Annotated in this window: 23 protein-coding genes and 1 other RNA gene; 1 reads left to right on the top strand and 23 read right to left on the bottom strand. The window is 29.5% G+C overall.

The features are described from left to right. Nucleotides 1-10: 10 nt before the first annotated feature. The 8 genes from BUA48_RS03690 to BUA48_RS03725 all read right to left on the bottom strand — a co-directional run bounded on the left by BUA48_RS03690 (nt 11) and on the right by BUA48_RS03725 (nt 7,111). The gene (locus tag BUA48_RS03690) at nt 11-1,303 is read right to left on the bottom strand and encodes a Na+/H+ antiporter NhaC family protein (RefSeq protein WP_072830186.1); all 1,293 of its coding nucleotides are present in this window, start codon (nt 1,301-1,303) and stop codon (nt 11-13) included. A 254-nt stretch (nt 1,304-1,557) separates the two neighbouring features. Then, complete coding sequence (gene folK / locus BUA48_RS03695; RefSeq protein WP_072830188.1) at nt 1,558-2,370, bottom strand: 2-amino-4-hydroxy-6-hydroxymethyldihydropteridine diphosphokinase; 813 nt, start codon at nt 2,368-2,370, stop codon at nt 1,558-1,560. 10 nt (nt 2,371-2,380) lie between these two features. Further along, complete coding sequence (gene folP, locus BUA48_RS03700; RefSeq protein WP_072830190.1) at nt 2,381-3,187, bottom strand: dihydropteroate synthase; 807 nt, start codon at nt 3,185-3,187, stop codon at nt 2,381-2,383. 20 nt (nt 3,188-3,207) lie between these two features. Further along, nucleotides 3,208-3,687: an HD domain-containing protein gene (locus tag BUA48_RS03705; protein WP_072830192.1), complete on the bottom strand. Its 480-nt coding sequence runs from the start codon at nt 3,685-3,687 to the stop codon at nt 3,208-3,210. A 13-nt stretch (nt 3,688-3,700) separates the two neighbouring features. Further along, complete coding sequence (gene folE, locus BUA48_RS03710) at nt 3,701-4,255, bottom strand: GTP cyclohydrolase I FolE (RefSeq protein WP_207647615.1); 555 nt, start codon at nt 4,253-4,255, stop codon at nt 3,701-3,703. Nucleotides 4,256-4,304: 49 nt separating this feature from the next. Next, nucleotides 4,305-5,084, bottom strand: a complete 780-nt coding sequence (locus BUA48_RS03715; protein WP_084666032.1) for an aminotransferase class IV — start codon at nt 5,082-5,084, stop codon at nt 4,305-4,307. Nucleotides 5,085-5,095: 11 nt separating this feature from the next. Next, on the bottom strand, nt 5,096-6,484 hold the full coding sequence (gene pabB, locus BUA48_RS03720; protein WP_072830196.1) for an aminodeoxychorismate synthase component I: 1,389 nt from the start codon (nt 6,482-6,484) through the stop codon (nt 5,096-5,098). Nucleotides 6,485-6,511: 27 nt separating this feature from the next. Further along, nucleotides 6,512-7,111, bottom strand: coding sequence for an anthranilate synthase component II (locus BUA48_RS03725; protein WP_072830199.1), 600 nt, complete (start codon nt 7,109-7,111; stop codon nt 6,512-6,514). 243 nt (nt 7,112-7,354) lie between these two features. Between BUA48_RS03725 and BUA48_RS03730 the strand changes: the two genes are divergently transcribed. Next, nucleotides 7,355-8,197 carry a PHP domain-containing protein gene (locus BUA48_RS03730; protein WP_072830201.1) on the top strand — a complete coding sequence of 281 codons (843 nt, stop codon included), beginning with the start codon at nt 7,355-7,357 and terminating at the stop codon, nt 8,195-8,197. A gap of 276 nt (nt 8,198-8,473) precedes the next feature. Here the strand turns inward: BUA48_RS03730 and BUA48_RS03735 are convergent, their stop codons facing one another. From BUA48_RS03735 to BUA48_RS03805, 15 genes are all read right to left on the bottom strand, one after another. Next, nucleotides 8,474-9,874, bottom strand: a complete 1,401-nt coding sequence (locus BUA48_RS03735) for an aminopeptidase (RefSeq protein ID WP_072830203.1) — start codon at nt 9,872-9,874, stop codon at nt 8,474-8,476. Between the two features lie 126 nt (nt 9,875-10,000). Continuing rightward, on the bottom strand, nt 10,001-10,939 hold the full coding sequence (locus tag BUA48_RS03740) for a magnesium transporter CorA family protein (protein ID WP_072830205.1): 939 nt from the start codon (nt 10,937-10,939) through the stop codon (nt 10,001-10,003). A gap of 799 nt (nt 10,940-11,738) precedes the next feature. Continuing rightward, nucleotides 11,739-11,949: non-coding RNA, 6S RNA (ssrS, locus tag BUA48_RS03745), on the bottom strand. A gap of 70 nt (nt 11,950-12,019) precedes the next feature. Next, nucleotides 12,020-12,418, bottom strand: a complete 399-nt coding sequence (locus BUA48_RS03750) for a hypothetical protein (protein ID WP_084666034.1) — start codon at nt 12,416-12,418, stop codon at nt 12,020-12,022. A gap of 621 nt (nt 12,419-13,039) precedes the next feature. Continuing rightward, nucleotides 13,040-13,525, bottom strand: coding sequence for a peptide deformylase (gene def / locus BUA48_RS03755; RefSeq protein WP_072830207.1), 486 nt, complete (start codon nt 13,523-13,525; stop codon nt 13,040-13,042). Between the two features lie 184 nt (nt 13,526-13,709). Beyond that, nucleotides 13,710-14,354: a V-type ATP synthase subunit D gene (locus BUA48_RS03760; RefSeq protein ID WP_072830209.1), complete on the bottom strand. Its 645-nt coding sequence runs from the start codon at nt 14,352-14,354 to the stop codon at nt 13,710-13,712. 2 nt (nt 14,355-14,356) lie between these two features. After that, on the bottom strand, nt 14,357-15,742 hold the full coding sequence (locus BUA48_RS03765; protein WP_072830211.1) for a V-type ATP synthase subunit B: 1,386 nt from the start codon (nt 15,740-15,742) through the stop codon (nt 14,357-14,359). Then, complete coding sequence (locus tag BUA48_RS03770) at nt 15,735-17,507, bottom strand: V-type ATP synthase subunit A (protein ID WP_072830213.1); 1,773 nt, start codon at nt 17,505-17,507, stop codon at nt 15,735-15,737. Before BUA48_RS03770 ends, BUA48_RS03765 begins: the two co-directional genes overlap by 8 nt. Nucleotides 17,508-17,524: 17 nt before the next feature. Beyond that, nucleotides 17,525-17,833: a V-type ATP synthase subunit F gene (locus BUA48_RS03775; RefSeq protein ID WP_072830566.1), complete on the bottom strand. Its 309-nt coding sequence runs from the start codon at nt 17,831-17,833 to the stop codon at nt 17,525-17,527. Continuing rightward, a complete protein-coding gene (locus tag BUA48_RS03780) occupies nt 17,826-18,827 on the bottom strand; it encodes a V-type ATP synthase subunit C (protein WP_072830215.1) in 1,002 nt (333 codons plus the stop codon). Before BUA48_RS03780 ends, BUA48_RS03775 begins: the two co-directional genes overlap by 8 nt. A 20-nt stretch (nt 18,828-18,847) precedes the next feature. Beyond that, nucleotides 18,848-19,447: a V-type ATP synthase subunit E gene (locus tag BUA48_RS03785; RefSeq protein ID WP_072830217.1), complete on the bottom strand. Its 600-nt coding sequence runs from the start codon at nt 19,445-19,447 to the stop codon at nt 18,848-18,850. Between the two features lie 37 nt (nt 19,448-19,484). Beyond that, on the bottom strand, nt 19,485-19,961 hold the full coding sequence (locus BUA48_RS03790; RefSeq protein WP_072830219.1) for a V-type ATP synthase subunit K: 477 nt from the start codon (nt 19,959-19,961) through the stop codon (nt 19,485-19,487). Nucleotides 19,962-19,973: 12 nt separating this feature from the next. Beyond that, nucleotides 19,974-21,947, bottom strand: coding sequence for a V-type ATP synthase subunit I (locus tag BUA48_RS03795; protein WP_072830221.1), 1,974 nt, complete (start codon nt 21,945-21,947; stop codon nt 19,974-19,976). Beyond that, nucleotides 21,934-22,260: an ATPase gene (locus tag BUA48_RS03800; protein ID WP_072830223.1), complete on the bottom strand. Its 327-nt coding sequence runs from the start codon at nt 22,258-22,260 to the stop codon at nt 21,934-21,936. Before BUA48_RS03800 ends, BUA48_RS03795 begins: the two co-directional genes overlap by 14 nt. A 362-nt stretch (nt 22,261-22,622) precedes the next feature. Beyond that, nucleotides 22,623-24,299, bottom strand: coding sequence for a B12-binding domain-containing radical SAM protein (locus BUA48_RS03805; protein ID WP_072830225.1), 1,677 nt, complete (start codon nt 24,297-24,299; stop codon nt 22,623-22,625). Nucleotides 24,300-24,399: the final 100 nt, after the last annotated feature.

A 24,399-nucleotide genomic window follows, 5' to 3' on the forward strand; every position in this document is an offset into this window, starting at 1 on the left:
TAATATGATTTTAGAATTTTTTAATAGCTATTGCTATTAATGTTATAGCCCCTAATAAATATGGATAAAATAAAAATTGCATTATTTGAAATGAACTTATACCTGCTAAACTAGAAGCCATTAAAAGTTGTGCACCATAAGGAATGATACCTTGGAAAACACATGAAAATATATCTAATATACTTGCAAGTTTTTTAGGTTCAATATTATACTCTTCTCCAACCTCTTTAGCTATAGGTCCGGTCATTACTATTGAAACTGTATTGTTAGCAGTACACATATCAACTATACTAACAAGTAAAGCTATACCTAATTTAGCACCACGCTCATCCTTAATTCTAGATTTTATTATACTTATTATGTATTCTATCCCTCCGTTGTCTTTAATGATTTCAACAGTACCTGCAACTAATATAGTTATTATAATAAGTTCTCCCATATTCAACATACCTGCAGATATGGAACCTACTAATCCCCATATATCAAAACTTCCTGTAAAAATTCCTATTAGACCTGAAACCAAAGTTCCACATGTTAAGACTATTAATACATTTAAACCTGATAAGGCCCCACCTAAAACTAAAATATAAGGAAGTATTTTTATTAAACTATAAGCATACTCGCCCTCTAAAGTAACTGTTCCTTTACCACCTAATATAAATAAAAGCATAATGCTTATTATAGCCGCTGGAAGTGCAAGTTTGAAGTTAACTTTAAATTTATCCTTCATTTCACTCCCTTGAGTTCTTGCCGCTGCAATAGTAGTATCAGAAATCATTGAAAGGTTGTCCCCGAACATAGAGCCTCCAACTACAGCTGCTACTATTAAAGCTACTGGAGCACCTAATTTTTCAGCAATAAGCACCGCTACTGGTGTTAAAGCTACCAAAGTTCCTATTGAAGTTCCTATTGAAGTTGATATGAAACATGCTATTATAAATATGCCAACTATCATTATATTGGGAGGAAGTACTGAAAGGCCTAGATTTACTGTAGATTCAACTGCGCCCATATCCTTTGCAACCTGTGCAAAGGAACCTGCTAAAATAAATATCATGCACATAAGTATTATGTCCATGTTACCAGCACCTTTACAAAATACTTGTAACTTTTCTTCTACATTTTTCTTTCTATTCATTGTTAAAGCAATTATAGTTGAGATTAAAAATGCCACACTTACAGGCATCTTATAAAAGTCCTTAGTAATTATAGAACTTGCCAAGTATACCACTAAAAAAGCTCCTAGAGGTATTAATGCCCAAGGATTTGCCTTAACCTTGCTTTTAATTTTTGTTTCTTCCATTTAATAAAATCTCCTTTAATAATAATTTCTTTTGTTTTAAAACAAAGTCTAGTAGATTAATCCATCTATATTGTAGTATTACTTTTATAGAAAATAAACACATATTTAAATACAGTATAAGAAAATATTTATCTATAGATTTTACATATAATATTTTATATTTTAAAATATGTTATTTAAAACCTTTTTACGCAAAAATAAAACCTATGACTAAATATCATAGGCTTACATATTTTTCAATATTTATTTTATTTCTAATGAACCTCTTTAAGAAGTTCAAATACCCTTTTTCTTAATATAGGATGAATTTCATAGGGTGCAATATCATTTAAAGGCTCTAAAACAAAAGCTCTCTCATGCATTCTTGGATGAGGTATAATTATTTCTTCATCACTACTTACTATATTATCATAAAGGATAACATCTAAATCTATAGTTCTAGGCCCCCATTTTATTATTCTTTCCCTTTTCAAGTTCTTTTCTACGCTTAGCAAAAACCTTACTAACTCAATTGGAGTGAGTAGAGTTTCAATCTCTATAGCACAGTTTAAAAAGTCATCTTGTTCAGTATATCCTACAGGTTCTGTTTCATAAAACTCTGATATCTTTTTAATTTTACAGTGGGAAGAAGAGTTAATAATTTCAAAAGCTTCTTCTATATTCTTTCTTTTATCACCCATATTAGCTCCAACAGCAACAAAAGCCTTATGTTTTTCTCTAAATATTTCTACTGCTACATAATCCACTGGTTTTAAAATTGGAGCCCATGGTTTTTTCAAAGTAACTTTTACTTTTTCTATAATTTCATAATTAACAAGTATATAATTTGCAACTTCCTCAGCAGCCTTTTCTATAAGATCAAAGCTTTTGCTTGTAAATAGCTCTTCAATTTCCTGTGCCAGTATTCCATAATGTACTGTTTTATTTAAATCATCGCTTAAGCCAGCTTCTCTTAAGTTCACATATAATTCAAGTGAAAGTATAAACTTTTGTCCTAATTTCTTTTCTTCTTCCATGACTCCATGAAAAGCAAAAATCTCCAAATCTTTAATAATAATTTTATCCATATTTTATCACCTATACTCTTACAATAATATCTGTCATTTGTGCCGCTCTTTTGTTTTCTAAGACATCATGCACTCTAACAAAGTCACAACCCTTCATAATACCTATAACCGTTGTAGCAATTGTACCTTCAACTCTTTCATCAACTGGAAGATCTAAAGACAATCCTATCATGGATTTTCTTGAGGTTGCTAAAAGTACTGGGTAACCTAATTCAATTATTTTCTCTAACTCATTAACAACTTGAATATTTTGTTCTAAGCTTTTCGCAAAACCAACTCCTGGATCTAAGATTATATTTTCCTTTTTCACTCCAGCCCTTATAGCAATTTCTACACACTCTTTTAAATCATATATGACATCTTCCATAAATGATTTGTATTCTTTATTTTCTCTATTATGCATTAAGCAACATGGCACATTGTACTTTGCAGCAACCTTTGCCATATTGCAATCTTTTTTAAATCCCCAGACATCATTAATTAAATCTGCTCCAGCTTTTATTGCTGCTTCTGCCACCTCTGATTTATAAGTGTCAATAGATATAGGTATATCTATTTCTTTTTTTAAAGCTTTAATTATAGGAACTACTCTATTAATTTCCTCCTCAACACTTATAATTGTGTGATTAGGCCTAGTTGACTCACCACCTACATCAATAATTGAGGCCCCTTCCTTTATCATTAATTTAGCCTGATGCACTGCCTTCTCTATAGAATTGAATTTCCCTCCGTCAGAAAAGGAATCTGGTGTAACATTTAAAATCCCCATTATGTAGGTTTCTTTTCCTAAATCAAACTTTTTATTTCCTATTATCATTCTACTCATCCTTCTCTCTTTTAATAAAGTAACTTAAGATTTTTTTTATCTTTACTCCATTTGCACTCTTTTTCAACCTTGCAAAGATAGCATTTTCTAGATGCTTTATCACTTTTATACAAAAGATAGCTTAGACTATATAATTCATTATCTTTTTTTCTATGATTTCTAATAGCTGTTGTAATTTCTATTACCTCACAATCATTAAAATCACACTCTTTTAGTATTCTCTCTGCTATCTCAGCTCCATAAATTTCATGAGGTGTTTTATCTAAATACTGTTTCCACTTTCCTATGTCATGTAATAATCCACAGGCATACAATATTTCTTTACTAAAATACAACTCTTCTTCTAAGGAAATTATGTGCATAAGTCTACAAGTATCTACTAGATGCTCCATACCATGTTTACAAAAAATCCTCTGTTTTTCACATTCTTTATTTAATTCAATACATCTTTCAAACTCTAAATTATTTATTATTTTATCTATTCTTTTCATGACTTATCCTTAATTATAGCTTTATAAGCTCTAGAACTTGCTTTTGAAGATCCATATTATTTTCAAAGTTTCCCTTGGCTACAATGGTTGCAGTACTAGATCCAGGCTTTTTTATACCCCTCATACTCATGCATAAGTGTTCTGCTTCTACAACAACCATTACTCCCTTAGCGTTTAAGTTTTTCATTATCGCCTCTGCTACTTGAAAAGTTAATCTTTCTTGAAGTTGAGGTCTTTTAGCAAATACTTCAACAGTTCTAGCAAGTTTACTTAATCCAGCTACCTTCCCATTTGGAATATATGCTATATGCACCTTTCCAAAGAAAGGTAAAAAGTGATGTTCACACATAGAATAAAATTGAATATCCTTTTCTAAAACTAAGTTATCATCCTCTACATGAAAGGTTCTTGAAAGATGTACACTAGCATCTTCGTCCATACCTGAAAATACTTCTTCATACATTCTTGCAATTCTATCTGGTGTGTCTTTTAAGCCTTCTCTATTTACATCTTCACCTATAGCCTCTATTATCATAGAAACTGCTGTCTTTATTTTTTCTTTATCTATATGTCTATTTTCCATGTCTCTCTCCCTCTCATATATTAATTCAAATGACTTATTTATATAAAATAGATTTTTTATATAGGAACTCTATATAATCTGTTATTGCACTTTCTTTAATTTCCACATCATTTATACGCTTTACTTTTATAACTCCTAGTAATGAATTAGTTAAGAATATACCATCTGCATCATAAAGTTCCTTTAATTCAAATTCCCCCTGCTCGATACAAAACTTACCATCATGTTCTATTTCACTTATAATATAATCTCTTACTATACCCTTTAAAAGCCCACACTGTACCTTAGGTGTATAAATAACATTATCTTTTATAAAAAAGATATTACTAATACTTCCTTCTGCTATTTTATCATGTACATTTAAAAATAAGACCTCATTATATCCTTCCTTTAAGGCTTCTTCTCTTTCTAATATGTTATCACAATAATTAAAGCTTTTTATATATGTCATATTAGAGTATGGATTTCTTTTTACATCACTTACCTTTAAAGAAAAACCATTTTTATAATCTTGTACAGTATAAGGAATATCTCTGCAAGAATAAATGGTATTTTCTTCAGAAACCATAATTTTCAATGCTTTATTTTTGCATTTCAATAAGCTTATATTGCTTAATACATCTTCCTTTAAAACCTCTTTATTTATACCTAGTACTTTCATACCATAATTTATTCTATTTAAATGTTCTTCTAAAAAAATAGGTTTCTCACATACATGAATAGTTTCAAAAACTCCTTTTCCAAAGAAAAATCCACTATCAAGTTTTATATTCTTATGGCTTTGTTTTTCACCATTAACTATTATGCAGTCCATAAACTTACCCCCTAATTTAAAGCTATCATAAGAGCCTTTGCCTTTTGCAGAGTTTCCTCATATTCATCCTTAGAATCCGATTCCCAAGTTATGCCTCCACCAACTCCAAAATAGGCAGTATCATCCTTCATTACAATAGTTCTAATTACTATACTTAGATCTACATTTTGATCAAATCCTAAATATCCAATAGCTCCAGTATATATATTTCTAGATACACACTCAAGTTCATCAATGATCTCTATGCTTCTTATTTTAGGAGCTCCAGTTATGGATCCTCCTGGGAAACATGCTTTTATACAATCTATAGAAGTAAACTCATCTTTTATTTCTCCTACTATACTCGATACTAAATGATATACGGTACTATACTCCTCTATTGAAAATAACTCCTTAACCTTTACACTATTAGCTTTGCAAACCTTACTTAAATCATTTCTTTCTAAATCCACGATCATAAGTAATTCTGATTTATCCTTTTCACTATTTTGTAAAGCTATTTTATTTTTATTATTTTCTGTTTCGCTACTTCCTCTAGGTTTTGTTCCTTTGATAGGTCTTGTTTCTACTTGTCCCTGTCTAATTTCTAAAAACCTTTCAGGTGAAGAACTTATGATTGTAAAATCCTCATATTTCAGAAAAGCTGCAAAAGGAGCTGGGTTAATAGCCCTTAATCTATAATATATTTCATAATCTTTTCTATTATTATTAGTCCTTTTATATCTTTGTGTCAAGTTCGTTATATAAATATCACCACTTCTTATGTAGTCTCTCACCTTTTCAACAGTGTTTATATACTCATCTTTTGTAAAATTAGAGTCAAATTCATTGTAATCAATAGTTTCTTTATTTATATCTCTATTATAATTTAAAATCTCATTTATTTCTTTTTTTTCAAAATTCAAAATAGAGTTTTTAATTTCTTTTACTTTTTCTTTATAGTTCTCATCTCTTTGAAGAGCAGATATGTATTGCTTTTTTTCTAAGTTATCAAAGATAATAATATTCTCATAGAAATTAAAATATGCAAGAGGAATATCAACATCATCCTTGCTATTTAAAATTAAATTTTCAACTTTGCTACATAAGTCATATGAAAAATATCCTATTCCACCTCCTATAAAAGGTAATTTAGAAGTATTTTCAACTTTATACTTACATAAAATATCTTGCAAGAGTTTAAAGCCGTCCTTTTCAATTTGAAGTTCATCATTAATATAACATCCTTCTTTTTTCCAAATAAAACTTAAAAATTTATTTAATCCAATAAAAGAATATCTTCCTAAGGATTTTTCATCTCTTCCACTATCTAAGAAGCTTGTATGGATTTTATCCTTAAAAATATAATAAACCTCATGAGGACTTAAGTTAGTATGTAATTCTTCTATATATATATTCATAAATTTGTCCTTTCCTTAAGCAGAAACTTAATTTTCAATTTTACTTCTATTAAAAGCTTTAGCTTCCTTTATAAAGTTATGTAACATTTCATGTCCGAATTCTGTTAATTCAGCCTCAGGATGAAATTGTACTCCCTCAATAAATAACTCCTTATGTCTTATACCCATAATTACATTATCTTCATTAGTTTTAGCCGTAACTTCTAATTCTTTTGGAAAGTCCTCTTCTTTTACTACTAAAGAATGATATCTAGTAACCTTAAAACTAGTAGGCAAATCTTTAAATACACCCTTATTATTATTTATAATTTTCGATATTTTACCATGAACAGGGCTTTCTCCCTTTTTAACCTTAGCTCCAAAATAATGTGCTATGGTCTGATGACCTAAGCAAATGCCAAGTATAGGTATTTCACCCTTAAAGCGCTCTAAAATTTCTAATGTTATACCGGTTTCTTTAGGCGTTCTAGGACCTGGGGAAATTATTATCCCTTCTGGCTTAAGCTTTTCTATATCTTCTATTGTTAATTTATCATTTCTAAATATAAAAACCTCTGCCTCTAATTCTTCAAAATATCTTACTAAATTATAAACAAAGGAATCATAATTATCTATCATTAAAAACATTGATACTCTCCTAAACATTATAATTATTAATAATAAATATTAATTACTCTTTAATTATATAATACAACTTCAAACTTTCATAGTAAAGCCATCTTAAATAAGCTATATACTTAATAAATTCAAATAATACATTGCTTTTATGATTATCTTTCAGCATATTTGTATAGAATAAATATAAAAGTTATTCTATTATATATTTTTATGTTATAATCCTAATAATACAAATATTAAGGGGTGATATATATGAGCAATACAAAAGGAGATTTTCATATTCATAGCACTATATCTGATGGGCGAAACACACCTTATGAAATTTTAAGCATAGCACAACATAATAATATAGATTTTTTAGCACTAACTGATCACGATAATACAGATGGTGTTAATGACTTCTTGAAATATGCAAAAGCCTTCAATATAACTGCTATTCCTGGAATTGAACTTTCCACAGTATATAATAAAGAAAATATTCACGTACTCGGATTCTTTAAGGATAGTAGCTTTAATTCTAAAGAGTTTCAAGACTTTTTAAAAAAAGTTCGATGTGAAAGAGAAGTTCGAGCCAAAAAAATCATAGAAAACCTAAAAACTTATTTTGACATAAGTATCGAATACGAACAACTATTAAAGCTATCTAAGGGTACCATAGCTAGACCTCATATAGCTCAAGCTATAATTGACAAAGGTTATTCCTATTCTTATCAATATATATTTGATAATATTATAAGTACTAAAAGTCCTGCTTATGTACCCTACAACCGAATAGATACTAAAGAAGGCATTAACTTATTAAAATCATTTAATGCATTAACAGTATTAGCGCATCCAGTTTTAATTAAAATTTCTTCCGTAAAGGAAATATTACAGTTTGGCTTTGATGGAATTGAGGCTATATATCCTCTGAATACTAAAGAAGATGAAGAAAATTTTAAGGCTTTAGCTAAAAAGTATAATCTCTTTATAACTGCCGGTTCTGATTTTCACGGTAATTTTAAAGATGATACAAAGCATAGTAACTTAGGTTCTGTATATCTAGAAAATACTGATCTTAAAATATTTTTAGAAAAACTAAAAAGTAATTCTTAGTTGTATGAAAACCTTATAAAGACATACATTTATATAGTAATAATAACTAAATTATTCTTTAAAATTTATGAGGCTGAGGCATTAAAGAATTTACATACAATATATTGTTTTTCACATTTAAAATTAAAACAATATATTGTATGGTTTATTCTCAGTGCTACAGCCCCATTTTTTATTTTAACTAAATTTTCAAGCATTAATAAAAAGCCATCCTTTAGCTTAGTCTCCACCTAAAAATTAGGTTGAAGCTACTAAAGAATGGCTTAGTTTTTAATTTTATGCTTCTATTAAGAATGCTTTGTATGCTCTATAAGTTTCATATATATCTGCTTTACTAGCAATTTCATATGGAGCATGCATGTTGTGTAATGCAACACCTGAGTCAATTACTTCCATTCCATATTCAGCCATGATGTATGCGATTGTACCACCGCCACCTTGGTCAACTTTTCCTAATTCAGCTGTTTGCCAAGAAACGTTATGTTTATCCATAATATTTCTTAAGTGTGCTAAGTATTCTGCATTAGCATCATTACAGCCACCTTTTCCTCTTGAACCAGTATATTTATTAAATACTATACCCTTACCAAAATAAGCTGTATTCTTTCTTTCTGAAACTGATGGATAGTTAGGATCAAAAGCAGCACTTACGTCAGAAGATAACATTTTAGAATTAGATAAAGCTCTTCTAACTTTTATGTCTGAATAATCACCTTGTAAATTCATAATCTCCATAAGAGCATTTTCAAAGAATCTTGATGACATTCCTGTAGCACCAATGCTTCCTACTTCTTCTTTATCAACTAATAAAGTTACACATGTTTTATCTGTTGATTTTAGTTCTAACATTGCCTCAAAAGAAGTGTAAGAACATACTCTATCGTCTTGACCATAAGCCATAACCATAGAATTATCTAAACCATAATGTCTAGCTCTTCCAGCTGGAACAACTTCTAATTCTGCTGAAACGAAATCCTCTTCAACTATGCCATACTTTTGATTTAAAAGTCTTAAAACATTTAATTTAACTCTGTCTTTAGCTTCTTTATCTTCTATTGGCATACTTCCTATACAAACATTTAAATCTTCGCCTTCAATTCCCTTATCTAAAGTCTTACGCATTTGATCTGCTGATAAGTGAACTAATAAGTCAGAAATACCAACTACTGGATCATTATCGTCTTCACCGATAACAACTTTTACTATTTCTCCATCTTTCTTAGCAATTACACCATGTATTGCAAGTGGAAGAGTAACCCATTGGTATTTTTTAATTCCACCATAGTAGTGAGTTTCAAACATAGCAAAGTCAGAATCTTCGTATAATGGATTTTGTTTTAAATCTATTCTTGGAGAGTCAATATGAGCTCCTAATAATCTTAAACCTTTTTCCATTGGTTCTGTACCAACTAAAAACATAGCTAAAGCTTTACCCATAAAGTTACAGTAAACTTTATCTCCTGCTTTTATTGCAATTCCTGCTTCAACTAAATCATTTAAATTTTTATAACCATGCTTTTCTGCAATGTTTACGAATTCATCCACACATTCTCTTTCAGTCTTACATAATGACATGAAATCTATGTATCTGTTTGATAATGCAAATACATCTTTTAAATCTTCTTGAGAATATTTATCCCAAGCAAGTTCATATTTTTTTTCTAAATTACTCATCATAACTTGTTACCCCCTAGTTATCTTATACTTATTATTCTACTAGATAAAATTTAGTTTTTCAATTAAATTAATTGTATTTTTTCACTTTAAAGTTAATTCTACCAAAGATATATATATTACTAACTATTATAGCCATTTCTTCTTCTTAAAAATATATATTAAAATCATAGAAATACAAACCATAATAATAGCCATATACCAAAATCCATTAGGGCAATTACTAAAAGGTATATTTTCATAATTCATTCCATGCATACCTGTGATTAAATTTAAGGGCAAGAAAACTGTAGCTATTAAAGTAAAAACCTTCATTAACTCATTTGTTTTATTAGCCATTTCCGCTTCAAAAGCTTCTCTTACTAAGGCTAAGTCTTGCACTAATACTTCTAAAGCCTGCATTAACTTCTCAATCTTTTTATTTAATATAGAAAAGTAACCCAAGCACTCTTTGGTAATGACCTCATTTTCATTGCTTATTAAGCCATCTCCAATATATCTTAAAGGACTTAGAAACTTTTTCAACTTATATACTTGTCTCCGTAGATTTATAAGCATATTTAAATGCTCATGCTGAGGATTTTTTAGTATATCTAATTCTATTTTATCAGCTTCTCTTTCCAATTGAGATATTATTTCATAATTTTTAATTATTATCTTATCTACAATGTGATACAAAATTGTACTACAATGAGGCTTTTCTTTTAGTATACATGAATTTCTATTTCTCAATATATCCTCTATAAGATTATATACTAAGTTTTCGCTTTCTTCCTCAATAGCTAATATATAATCATTGCTTAAAAATATCTTTATTTGTTCTGAGTCAATCAATCCTTCTTCATATTTTAAAACATTAACAGTCGTAAAAAGATACTTTTCAAAGAAGCTTATTTTACAATTAAAATCAGCTTCCTCACACTCATTTATATTTCTGCTATCTAAACTTAAAATGACCCCTAAGGTTTTTAGTTCTTTCATATTTCCTAAAAGTAAATAATCGCTATTTCCCAATTTCCATGTATTTTCTGCCTCATTGAAATTGTTTATAATATCATATACCTTCATAAAATCCACCATTCAAATAATTTTAATTTACTATTATATTATTATCCATGAGTTAAAATTTTATGTTATAATGTTTTTTTCTTTTTTTTTCGACTTTTACATTTTATGGTAAATAGTGATTTTTCAACATCTTTATGATTTTGTATATATTTTACATTTCATATTTGGTAATTATTTTTGTTTATTTTTACTGTTTTTTATCATTTTATGTAATTAATTGTTATATATATTCATTTAACATTTCATAGATTATCTAGTAAAATAAATGTATAGTTTCTGATAAAGTAAATTCCATATAAGTAAATTTAGATAGATATCATAAGATACACTAATTTACCTAAATAGGGGGATTTGAAAATTACTTTATCAATATATTCTATTTTTTATTTCAGAGAGGGATCAATATGAAAAAACATCCAAGTTTTTTAGAACTAAGGATTAAACTACACAAGTGGGTACTTAACTTATTTTTAAAGTTAATTAATCCACGTAGTAGACTAGTAATTTGGGAAAGCCAACGTTTGGACAGGCTTATAAGTTTCTCCCAATCAAAAAAATTATACTTATATTTTCTTAACACAAAAAATTAAATATACAATGTAAGAAATTAAATGAAATACAGGGGTTATATGGCATTAAAATATCTTATATGCTTTAACCCCTGTTTCATTTTTTTTGTAAATGTCAATATTTATTTTTATTTATGATTATTTATGCTCTTAAAATATTAATTTATGCTCTTTAGATAATTTAATGCAAAATAAAAAGAGGCCAGTATTGGTCTCTTTAATTAGCTAAAATTACACCCAAAATGCCGTTAACTTATATGTTCATACCCGCCACTAAGCAGGTGGGTTCTTCGCATTTCAAGTCTGTCTACTTCAGAATCCTAAAGGATTAATAAGGAGTTTCACCTTACCGGAAGCCTGACATAATTGAAAAAGTTTAAAAGATCCCGTATAACATCTGTCGGTTGAACATTATAAGCGTTACGCACACCTCAGGAAAATTTATTAATTATATTATATCACTTTTTTAAGTTCTTGCAAGTATATTCTTAACGCAAATTTCTTCAAATTCTTATATAATTTCTGAAATATATTCTTCAAGATATACTTCTTTGCCATTGCATAAAAATGCTCCTAAAAACTCTATTGAGTCATATTTTTCCTCTGATATATCCAACATAATTAATTCATAATCTAAGTCAAATTCTTCAGCACACTCTTGAATCATTTCTTCTACATCATCAATGGCCATATCACTTAAATAAGGTAAGAAATGCTCTTCATACCATTCTTCGCTCTTTTTAGGTTCTTCACATTCTTCATCAGCAAAGGCTTCTGCAGCTTCAATTTCTGAATCTTCAAGCTCTAGCTCAAATTTGAATATTATTAAATCCTTTTCAACTTTTATTTCCTTTATACATTCTAATTGGAAATCGCTTAAATATTCAATTATTTCTTTTTTATTTATCATTAATTTGCCTCCACTTTACATATTAATTTGCTTAAGTTTTAAGAAATACCAAAATTATCTTTGTTATTTTCTACTCATATGTAAATTACTACTTCTTAATTATACTATATATTTTACCATATTAAAAATACTTTATCTTCAAAAGTATAAGTTTTTAACATAGGTATAACTTTATATTATAATTATGTTCTTTTGAAGTAGTATATATACTATTGACATAAAATAAGCATAGTATTATTATATTGATATACCCCCATGTGGTATATAGGAGGACTGCAATATGAATATTGTTATAGAATCAAAACTAAGAAATACTCTTATAAATAAAAAAAATACCTCAATCATAATTAAATCCATAGTTCAATCTGGAGGATGATGCGGAAGTTCAAAGACTCTCAAGGTTGAGACAGTAAGTAACTTTAATAATGAAGATAATCTTTTTGATGAATTTGCAATAGAAAATTTCCATGTTTTTATAGGTAAAAATATAAAAACTAAGGATTCAATTGAAATATATCAAAGTATAAAACTACCTATTTTAGGGCCTATAATCGGTGTTAAAGGAATTTTATCCTATTAAAAAGTAAAGGAAGTTATTGAAATCAATAACTTCCTTTATATTTATTCTTCTTCAGATTGTATTAAATCTTTTTCTCTAAACATAGTTTTTGTTCTATCTGTATATACTACACCCTCTAAGTGATCTATTTCATGGCAAAAAATTCTTGCTAAAAATCCACTTGGTTTATATGTAACTTTTTTCCCATTTATATCTTTAGCTATTACAGTTATATTTTTAGGTCTAACTACCTCTCCTAAATATCCAGGATAGCTTAGACACCCTTCCATATCCTTAACCTTACCACTTTGAGCTACAATTTTAGGATTTATAAGTATAATTTCCTCACTGCCATCTCTAGGGTTTATTATTACCAATTTCTTTAATATGCCTATTTGTGGAGCTGCTAATCCCACTCCTGTTCCTGCATATAGTGTATCCTTCATATCTTGTATTATGTCTAAAATCTCGCCATTTATTTCATCAATTCTTTCAGCTTTTTTATGTAAAACTGCTTGATCAAAAGTTAATATTTCTTTAATAGCCATATATAACTTAACTCTTAGCCTTCGCTAAGAACTCCTTTCCTTTTAATTATAATTGTTACTTTGTTATTTTATCATGTTATACTTTACTATTCAATATCTCTTAAAAGGTTGTTTTATCTGTATTTTAAAGGAATTTCAAGACGCAAAAGTAACCCCACATAATTATATGTGGGGTTATATATCCTTAAGCTTGTTGTTGCTCTAACATACTCTTAACTTTCATAAGTCTAGTTAAAGCCCCTCTTTCGTTCTCATCAAGCTTCATTCTTATATATTTAATTGTTTCCTCTAATTGAGGTATAGTCATGTACTCTAATGCATTAACTCTTCTTCTTGTCTTCTCAATTTCATCTGCCATTAGTTGTGTAGATTTCTCAACCTCAGCAAGCTCAAGAAGCTTTGGAAGTATGCCATATAATTTTTCTAATGAACCATCTAATTCTGAAGATGTATTGGCAAATCCATATGGATAAATACTACCTTCATCACCTTCTAAGGCTCTTTTAAAGGTCATAACTGGCACGTTAACACTCATAATATTCTTAGTTTCTACCTCTAAAGAGATATTTTCCTTAGGATATATTATGGCCTCTTCCAGATATTCAGAAGACATTAATGCTCTTGCCATAACAAAATCTTTAAAAGCTCCTGATAATTCACCTTCAACACTTTTTCTAAGCTCATTATTGTACTTTACCAAGTCAATAAATCTTCTCATAAGCTCATCTTGCTTATCTTTTAGAAGTTTATGTCCTCTAGTTGCAGTAACAAGTCTTTTCTTTAGCTTTGAAAGCTCCATTCTGGTAGGGTTAACATTAAGTCTAGCCAATCCTATTCACCCTCTCTTTTACTAGGAAGGTATTTCTCTAAATATTCATCTCTAATTCTCTTAAGCTCTGTTCTAGGAAGAATATTTAATAAATCCCATCCAATACTTAACGTTTCTTCAATTGATCTATTTGCTTCAAATCCTTGAGAAACATAATTTTGCTCAAATGCTTCAGCAAATTTAGCAAAGGCCTTATCTGTATCAGATAATGCTGATTCACCTAAAATTACAGCAAGTTCTTTTGCTTCTTTACCTTGTGCATAAGCAGAGAATAATTGGTTCATAGTATCTGCATGATCTTCTCTAGTTTTACCCTTACCAATTCCCTTATCTTTAAGTCTTGATAATGAAGGAAGTACATCTATAGGAGGCATTATACCTTGTTTGTATAACTCTCTTGATAAAATGATTTGTCCTTCTGTTATATATCCTGTAAGGTCAGGAATTGGATGTGTTTTATCATCCTCTGGCATTGTTAAAATAGGAATTTGAGTTATTGATCCCTCAAGTCCTTTTACTCTACCAGCTCTTTCATATAATGTAGAAAGGTCAGTGTATAGATATCCTGGATATCCTCTTCTACCTGGAACCTCTTTTCTAGCTGCTGAAACTTCACGAAGAGCTTCACAGTAGTTTGTTATGTCTGTCATTATAACTAGAACGTGCATTCCTTTTTCAAATGCTAAATATTCTGCAGTTGTAAGAGCCATTCTTGGTGTAGCTATTCTTTCTATAGCAGGGTCATTAGCAAGATTCATGAATAATACTGTTCTATCTATTGCCCCTGTTTTAGTAAAGTCATCTACGAAGAATTGAGCTTCTTCGAAAGTTATACCTATAGCTGCAAATACAACAACGAATTTTGAATCTGAATCTTTAACCTTTGCCTGTCTTGCAATTTGTGCTGCAAGTTCAGCATGTGGAAGACCTGATCCAGAGAAAACTGGTAACTTTTGACCTCTTACTAGAGTATTAAGTCCATCAATTGCAGAAATACCTGTTTGAATAAACTCATCTGGGTAGTTTCTTGCAACTGGATTTAAAGCTTCCCCGTTTATATCTAGTTTTTTATCTGGAATTATATTAGGACCACCATCTTTTGGTCTTCCAAGACCATCAAATACTCTTCCTAACATATCCTCTGAAACAGCTATTTCTAGAGGTCTTCCTTCAAATTTAACTTTACTTCCCTTTATATTAATACCTGCAGAACCTTCGAATAACTGAATAACAGCTTTATCTCCATTTACTTCAAGTACTCTACCACGTCTCTTTTCGCCAGTTTGAATTTCAATTTCAACTAACTCATCAAACTTAACGCCCTCAACTTGGTCAACAATCATCAAAGGTCCTACAACTTCTCTTACTGTTCTATACTCCTTAAGCATTGTTGACACCTTCTTCTGCAATTATTTTTTCAATATCTTCAATTAAGTCTTCATGAACTTTATCAATCTTAGATAACTCATCTTCAGAGATATATTTAGCTCTTGCTATTCTATCTCTTATACTCATGCCTAAGATTTTATCTAAATATACACCAGCTTTAAGAGCTTTTGCACCCTCTTCATTAAAGCTAAGTACTAATTTAAGCATTTTGTATTGTTTATCTAATGATGCATAAGTATCTATTTCATGGAAAGCATTTTGTTGTAAGTAGTCTTCTCTAATAGACTTAGCTACTTCTAGCTTTAATCTATCAGATTCAGATAATGCATCAATACCTACAAGTCTAACTATTTCCTGTAATTTTGATTCTTCTTGTAATAAAGCCATAGCTGTACCTGTCATTGAAGTCCAGTCTGAAGCTACATTTTCATTCATCCATTTACCTATTTTATCCATGTATAATGAATAAGAACTTAACCAGTTTATAGCTGGGAAGTGTCTTTTGTATGCAAGTTGAGAATCTAGTCCCCAGAATACTTTAACTATTCTAAGTGTAGCTTGAGTAACTGGCTCAGAAAGGTCTCCACCTGGAGGAGATACTGCACCTATAAATGTTAATGCACCTTCTCTACCATCTCCACCATTACATACAACTTTACCAGCTCTTTCATATATATCAGCAGCTCTTGAACCAAGATAAGCTGGATATCCTTCATCTCCTGGCATCTCTTCAAGTCTTCCTGACATCTCTCTTAAAGCCTCTGCCCAACGTGAAGTTGAGTCAGCCATCATAGCAACTGAATAACCCATATCTCTATAGTATTCAGCTATTGTTAAACCAGTATAAATAGACGCCTCTCTGGCTGCAACTGGCATGTTAGAAGTGTTAGCTATTAACACAGTTCTCTTCATTAATGAATCCCCTGTTTGAGGGTCTTTTAACTCTGGGAACTCGTTAAGAACGTCTGTCATTTCGTTTCCACGCTCTCCACATCCAACGTAAACAACTATTTGAGCATCTCCCCATTTTGCAAGTTGGTGTTGAACTACTGTCTTACCACTTCCGAAAGGTCCTGGAACACAAGCTGTACCACCCTTAGCTACTGGGAAGAATGTATCTATTACTCTTTGTCCTGTAATCATAGGTTCAACAGGATTTATTTTATCCTGATATTTTCTACCTCTTCTTACTGGCCACTTTTGAAGCATTTTTATTTCTTTATTACCCTTAGCTGTTTCAATTACTGCCACAGTTTCATCTACTGTAAATTCTCCACCTTTAATAGAAGCTATTGTACCTTCTATTCCAAATGGAACCATTATTTTATGGTTTATTACTGATGTCTCTTGAACTGTACCTATTATAGTACCAGAAGTGACTTTATCACCCACTTGTAGTACAGGCACAAAGTCCCATTTCTTTTCTCTATTTATTGCAGGCACACTAACACCTTTAGATAAGAAGTTACCAGCCTTAGCCATATATGCATCTAGTGGTCTTTGTATACCATCAAACATAGCTTCTAATAATCCTGGACCTAGTTCAACACTTAAAGGTTCTCCAGTAGAAACTACTGGGTCCCCAGGACCAACACCTGAAGTCTCCTCATAAACCTGAATAGATGCTCTATCATCTCTCATTTCAATGATCTCACCTATTAGGCCCTTTTCTCCAACTTTTACAACGTCAAATATATTAGCTTCATCCATGTCCTTTGCTACAACCAATGGACCTGAAACTTTTACAATTCTACCGATCTTCAAGTTCTCTACCTACCTTTCTATAAAATATTAACGCCCACTGCTTTTTCTACGTTATCACTGATTCTTTGCATTCCTATGTTCAGCGAGCCTTGATTACTTGGAATCAATATAATGGCAGGAAGCATCTGTTTATTATATCTCTCTACAGTTTCTTCGATATTTTGTGCAATTTGCTCAGTAACAAATATTACACCATAATTATTCATTGCTAATCTATCAATTGTCTTTTTAGCTTCATCCGCCTCTACCACAGGATAAACATCTATTCCAATTGCTTTAAAAGCTAATATAGAGTCTTTGTCTCCAACAACACCAATCTTATACATATACATCACGCACCCTTTCTCTAATAACTTCAGGGGCAATATTATTAAGTTTACCAACCATGATAATCCTAATAATTTTTATTTCTGTTTCCTTAGCTAAAACATATGCTATTAATGGCTCTGCACCGAAAGTTATATATTTTGCTTTCTTAATGTAATCCATTATATAGTTATCACAAATTTTTTCTAAGGCTGTAAGTTTATTAGTGCTTATATATTCTTCTATACCAACCTTAATAATATCAAAATATTTTGTTGCACGTATCTTAGACATAAAGTTTTCTAGTGAATCATTTAATGATATAGTAAATTTATCTAAAGATATTGTTCCACCATCAATTAAGACTTCTCTTAAGAATTTAACATCCTTTTGTTGTTTTTTAACTCTTATTAAAGTTTTAATGTTAGTAAAATCTATAGTAATTTTTACATAATCAATTAAGAAATCCATTTTTGTTGTTTTAGCCATATCTAGCATATGAGCAAACATATATCTATCAACTATTATATCTATCTGCTGTGGGTCTTTTGTATCAGCAAATATTTTGTTAACTTCTTCTATAGCCATCTTAGCCATAGGATTTAAATCTCTTAAATCTCCACTTTGTATTGCAGACTTTAATTCATTAACATCCATATTTCCATCTGGCATTAATAAATAGTCTAAATCTTTATCCAAAGCTTTTCCTTTTAGTAAAACCTTAATATTATGATAGTCATTTCTAAGTGACATTATATCTATTATGGTTTTATCAGGAGAGATTTCATAAATAAGAGAGTAAACTCTCTTTAACTCCTTACTTAGTAACAATTCATAGTCCTCTGCTCTTTTTACATCAGACATTAAGTTAGCATACTCTGTTTCACTAAGTATTCTAAGAACCTCATCAGCAGATGCACTATCAATCATTCTTTCTATTTTCGATTTGTCAAGGAGCCTTTTTTCTAGAACTCTTAATCTAGATACAGCCTGCGTAAATTTTAAATCTTCCATTAGGCCACCCTCCTCAATTTTTAATTGAATAGAGCATTAGCTACCTCATATCCTAGCTCTTCTCTATAAGAATTCACTAGTGCTTCAAAAGTATAGTTTAATTCTATACCATTTTTAATCACAATGAACCCTGGTTTTATATTTCTCTCTTCACTAGCTAAAGTTAATTTTCCAACCTTATCTAGTTTGTTTAATTCATCATTAACTGATTTTAAGAACTTATCATCAACTGCTTTTTTAAAATTATCTGAAACAACTATAAGTTCATCTCCTGATAAGTTAGCACTTAATAAAGATGCCTTCATGAACTCTAAAAATTCTTTATCATCCATAGCATTTAATTTCTCTATGCTTTTTTCAAAAACATCACTGATCATTTCTTGCTTTGCAGTTAATTTATCATTTCTAACTTTTAAATGAGCACTAGATATAATTCTTTCTTTTTTTCTAAGTCCTTCTTCTTTGCTTTTTTCAATCATTTGAGCTTTGATTTTTTCAGCTTCAGAAACCTTCTTAGAGATTATATCTGTCTCTGCTTTTTTAGCTTCTTCAATTATGGATTTTGCTCTTAATTGAGCATCATCCATAATTTTATTAGTTAAATTATTTATATTTGACATGACTTCACATCCCTTAAATTAGAGTTATACCATCAAATTAGAAAGTTTTGTTAACTAATAAGAATGAAATAACGAATCCTAATAATGCATATGTTTCAACCATCGCTGATAACATGATTCCTTTTGTTACGTGAGATGGGTTTTTAGCTAGTATAGCAATACCTGCTGCAGCTGTTTTAGCCTGAGCAATAGCTGACTTCCAACCAGCAAAAGCAATTGGTAAACAAGCAAATAAAATATATGCACCTTGAACAATTGATAAGTCCATTGTTAATTTACCAAACACTAAGAAACCTATAACGAATCCATAAAGACCTTGTGTACCTGGTAGTAATTGAAGAACTAAAGCTTTACCAAACTTTTCTGGTTCCTCTGTAAGTAAGCCTGCTGCTGATTCACCAACTAATCCAACACCTTTAGCTGAACCTATACCTGGTAATATTACTGCTAAAGCCATACCTAATGTAGCTAATGCTAATCCTAAATTATTAGTTAAAAAATCACTAAATGTCATTTTAAATTCCTCCTAGTTATCCTTTATATTGATATATTCATTTTTAAATTTAAATGGTTTGAATGCTCTTCCTCCACCAACATAGAACTTACTAAAATATTCAACATATTCAAGTCTACATGTATGAACATAAGCACCTAATCCACCTAGTAACAAGTTAAATACGTGAGCACCTACAAATAATAATGCTCCTCCAACTATTTGAGCAATTCCACTTGGTAAGTATCCAATCATAACATTGAATGCACCTGCAATGGAACCCCCTGAAAGTCCTAAAGCCATAAGTCTTGAATAAGAAACTAAATCCCCTACATATCCTGTGATACCATATAGAGAATATAATCCGCCTCCTAATTTTCCACCTATGCTCTTACTTTCTCTTCCTTGAGTAAGAACTATGGCTACCATACCAATTATCATAAGCCATTTACCAAAAGTTACCAAACCACTTGGTAATCCACCCATTTGGAAGTTAGCAAATAGTATAATACCACCTATAATAGCTGCATACCAAGAACATGTATCATATATAGCGTCTAAATATTTTCCTTCTCTTATGAACATGTATCCTTTTATACCTAATCCAACAAATAGTTGAATTAAACCAAATAGCATTGCAGATATAAGTATAGTAATTACATCATTTCCTGGATCTATTAATCCTTTAACACCAAATCCGCTTAAAGCATCACCAAAATAACTTCCGTAAACCATACCTACTAAAGCTGTTGGTATACTTAAATATAAGAAAAACTTAACAAACTTCTTTTTACCTTCATCTAAGTTAAATAACTTAAGTGCAAGCATTGAGCCTACAAACATTACTAGAGCATAGCCCGCATCAGCTACCATCATACCAAAGAATAATAAATAAAATGGTGTTAATAATGGCGTAGGGTCAATTTCTGAGTAGTGTGGTAAACTATACATTTCTGTAATAGACTCAAAGTTTTCAGCCACAGGATTATTTTTTAATTTAATTGGAATTTCCTCTTCTTCAACATCTGCTGTTTCAGCTTCTTCCATTTCAAAATAAAAACTTTCTCCTAAGGTTTCTTTTAAAACTCCTTGTAATTTTTCAGTTTGTTCTCTTGGAACCCAACCTTCTATTACTGTTACATTAGAAGTTTTTAAGAAATTTTCACTAGCTTCATGTTTTATAATCTCATTAGTTATGTGTTCATGAACTAACTCTAACTCAAATAACAATTCAGCTTTTGAAGCAATGGCCTCTTCAATTTCTTGTTCTTCTAAATTTAATTGTTCGATTTCTTCTTTAAAGCTTTTTCTGATTTCTTTAGGATTTCCATCATACTCTATGTTAGCTTTTGCAAATGCAAAATCCTTTAGAATATCCATAGCCTTTTCACTTAAATCTTTGTGAACTAAAATTATAAGAGTAATCTCATCTTTTACTTCCTCAATAAATTCAACGTAAGACTCTGGAACTTCATTGTTGAACTTTTCTAAAAATTCACTCTGAAGATTTCTAGGAATAGATCCTATAAATGAACTACACCAATTAAACTTCTTCAAATCACTAAATTGAGCATCAAAGTTTAACCAAGGTCTTATAACTTCTATTTCTGAGCTAATCTTTGACTTTTTATTCTTAAGTGCTAAAATTCTAGCTTCCTTATCTTTTAAAAAGTCATAAGTATCAACCCATAAAATATCCTTAACTTTAGTTTCAAGCTCATTGCAAGATAAAGTTTTCTTACCTTCTTTTAATTGCTTAATAACAGAAACTTTTTCTTTATACTTATTTAAATAGTTTATAGAAAAGTTTACTTTAGCTAAGTCTCCTTGTAGCTCTGATACTTTTAAAGACTCAGAATCATTTAAAAGTCCTTTATAAACTTCTAATTCTTTGTCTCCTAAATTAATAAATTCTACTTCTTCAAACTTTTGAAGGTTTTTAAGTAAAGTTTCTTTTTGTGATTCAAAGGTTAACAATGTAAATTTATTCATTTTAACAATTGCCATTTAATCTCACTATCCTCTCAATCACTAAATTCACAGCTTTTTCAAATTTTTGTTTTTCTAAATTTTTGAATGCCTGTACCTCTTCATTTCCTTTAGAAATAATAGGTTCTGCATCTCTTTGCCCTTCTTCAAGAGCCTTTTCAAGTATTAAACTTGATTCTTGTTTTGCTTTTTTCAAAATTTCTTCATATTGATTCTTAGCTTTTGTTTGAGCTTCTTTGATCAAAGACTTGGATTCTTCTTGAGATTTCTCTAAAAGTTCTTTAGCCTTTTCTTCGCTTTCTTGTATTTGTTTAATAGCTTCGATTGCCAATATATCACCACCTTTATAACAAAACTAATTATTTATAATAATGAATACTTATTTTATAGCAATGATAATCTCTTAATACATAATTATCATTGTATTATATAGTATTAATTACAACTTAAATTATACATAATTTCATAAACTTTTTCAAGTTTTTTACTAGAATTTAATAATTTCTTAACTTTCTTTTTTGTCAATTTTTTAATAATTTCTAATTTACATTCAAAATTTTTGCAAAAATCGTATTTCACTACTCTTTTTTTAGCTTTTTTTACATTTATTTGAACTCGAATCTTTCTCTTTCATCTTTTATCTTTTTATTTTTCAAAGAAATTTAATAGTATACTATTTTAGTTGATATTTATTTAACATATAAAAACAATTTTTTCTTCATCTTTTACATCATAAGCAACGTACTCAGGTATATTATTTAGTGTAAAATTCTTTATGAATTCACTTATTTTTATATTGTATTTTTCAATATGTATATTATTCTTCTCAATACCTAGTTCTATACTACTAAGTTTTTCTTTAAGCTCTCTTTCTTCTTTTTTGTCCATATGAGGATTTAAAAATTCAGGTATCCACTTTTTCTTATTGTATTTCATATAGTCGAATTTTATAATTTCTTTAAGTATACATTGCTCTTCTTTTAATACTTCATTATTAAACTCTAAAAATACTTTATAATATTGTGATGAGGATATACTTCTATTGAAATATCCCTTATCATAGAAAAAGTTACCTAATTCATAATAAAAATCAAAGGGTGATTCAAACTTTCTTACAAAATAATTTATTATATTTTCAAATTTCCCTGTATTATAATATTTATCTACCATTTCTTCTACTCTTTTCAAAAGAATTAGTTCATAATAGCTTATACTGTTAGTCTTTAATATTTCATAAGGTGTAAATGGTGAATATATCATTCCCCACATTTCTACTTCATCCGCCATAGGAGAACCTTTTATTATTTTCAAAAATCCTAATTGTATTTCATCTGGTTTTATTTCATATACATCGTTAAAAGATTTTTTAAAGGATTCAAAATCTTCATCAGGTAAACCTGCTATTAAATCTAAATGTTGCATTATATTTTTACCCTGTGAAATAGCCTTTACATTTTCCTTAATTTTATTGAACTTAACTTGTCTATTAATATTTTTTAAAACTTCATCATTAGTTGTTTGTACTCCAACCTCAAATTGAAATCTTCCCTTAGGTGCTTTCTTAAGTAAAGTTATTTCTTCTTCATTTAATAAATCAGCAGAAATTTCAAAGTGAAACTTTGTATCAGTATGTGCATTTATTAAAAATTCCCATATACCCATAGAGAAGTCATGCTTACAATTAAAAGTTCTATCAACAAACTTAACTAATTTTACTTTCTTGTCTATGAAATATTGAAGCTCACTTTTTACTCTATCTAAATTTAAAAATCTAACCTTTCTATCCACTGATGATAAACAATACTTGCATCTAAATGGACACCCTCTAGAAGCTTCATAGTATACTATTTTATTATCCAAATCATCCTCTTCTTCATAAGGAAACTTAACAGAGTTAAAATCTAATATTTCTCTATAGCCATTAAAAATTATATTTTCATTTTCTTTGAAGTAAATTCCTTTAACTTCCCTTATATCTTTAATCTCACCTTTTAAATAAAGTATTAACTCTCTATAGCTTGCTTCTCCTTCCCCTACTATTATGTAATCAGCAGTATTATTTCTTAATAGGTTTTCATTATTGTAACTTACCTCTGGTCCGCCTATTACTATCTTTATATTTTTATTTAATAATCTAATCAACTTAACAAGTTCATTAATATATTCTATATTCCATATATAACAAGAAAAAGTTATTACATCTGGATTTCTAAATAAAATATCTTCGAGTACCCTCTCTTTTCTATCATTTATGGTGTACTCCACAAGTTCTAAATCGTAATCTATGTCCTTTGTATACGCTCGTAGATACTTAATAGCTAAATTACTATGAACATATTGAGAGTTTATAGCAGTTAATAAAACTTTCATTTATTTTCTTCCCTTCTAAGTATTTTCTTATAATTTTATCATAATTGAATAAATAATCAATGAATATGTATTTTTTTTCATTTAATACAATAAATAATCA

Origin of the sequence: Clostridium collagenovorans DSM 3089 (assembly GCF_900130005.1) — a bacterium.
GTDB lineage: Bacteria > Bacillota > Clostridia > Clostridiales > Clostridiaceae > Clostridium_D > Clostridium_D collagenovorans.

Coding starts and splice junctions, on each gene's coding strand:
- BUA48_RS03690 (WP_072830186.1), bottom strand. CDS start 1,303: ATGGAAGAAACAAAAATTAAAAGCAAGGTTAAGGCAAATCCTTGGGCA.
- folK (WP_072830188.1), bottom strand. CDS start 2,370: ATGGATAAAATTATTATTAAAGATTTGGAGATTTTTGCTTTTCATGGA.
- folP (WP_072830190.1), bottom strand. CDS start 3,187: ATGATAATAGGAAATAAAAAGTTTGATTTAGGAAAAGAAACCTACATA.
- BUA48_RS03705 (WP_072830192.1), bottom strand. CDS start 3,687: ATGAAAAGAATAGATAAAATAATAAATAATTTAGAGTTTGAAAGATGT.
- BUA48_RS03715 (WP_084666032.1), bottom strand. CDS start 5,084: ATGGACTGCATAATAGTTAATGGTGAAAAACAAAGCCATAAGAATATA.
- pabB (WP_072830196.1), bottom strand. CDS start 6,484: ATGAATATATATATAGAAGAATTACATACTAACTTAAGTCCTCATGAG.
- BUA48_RS03725 (WP_072830199.1), bottom strand. CDS start 7,111: ATGTTTTTAATGATAGATAATTATGATTCCTTTGTTTATAATTTAGTA.
- BUA48_RS03730 (WP_072830201.1), top strand. CDS start 7,355: ATGAGCAATACAAAAGGAGATTTTCATATTCATAGCACTATATCTGAT.
- BUA48_RS03735 (WP_072830203.1), bottom strand. CDS start 9,874: ATGATGAGTAATTTAGAAAAAAAATATGAACTTGCTTGGGATAAATAT.
- BUA48_RS03740 (WP_072830205.1), bottom strand. CDS start 10,939: ATGAAGGTATATGATATTATAAACAATTTCAATGAGGCAGAAAATACA.
- BUA48_RS03750 (WP_084666034.1), bottom strand. CDS start 12,418: ATGATAAATAAAAAAGAAATAATTGAATATTTAAGCGATTTCCAATTA.
- def (WP_072830207.1), bottom strand. CDS start 13,525: ATGGCTATTAAAGAAATATTAACTTTTGATCAAGCAGTTTTACATAAA.
- BUA48_RS03765 (WP_072830211.1), bottom strand. CDS start 15,742: ATGCTTAAGGAGTATAGAACAGTAAGAGAAGTTGTAGGACCTTTGATG.
- BUA48_RS03775 (WP_072830566.1), bottom strand. CDS start 17,833: ATGTATAAGATTGGTGTTGTTGGAGACAAAGACTCTATATTAGCTTTT.
- BUA48_RS03780 (WP_072830215.1), bottom strand. CDS start 18,827: ATGGAAGATTTAAAATTTACGCAGGCTGTATCTAGATTAAGAGTTCTA.
- BUA48_RS03785 (WP_072830217.1), bottom strand. CDS start 19,447: ATGTCAAATATAAATAATTTAACTAATAAAATTATGGATGATGCTCAA.
- BUA48_RS03790 (WP_072830219.1), bottom strand. CDS start 19,961: ATGACATTTAGTGATTTTTTAACTAATAATTTAGGATTAGCATTAGCT.
- BUA48_RS03795 (WP_072830221.1), bottom strand. CDS start 21,947: ATGGCAATTGTTAAAATGAATAAATTTACATTGTTAACCTTTGAATCA.
- BUA48_RS03805 (WP_072830225.1), bottom strand. CDS start 24,299: ATGAAAGTTTTATTAACTGCTATAAACTCTCAATATGTTCATAGTAAT.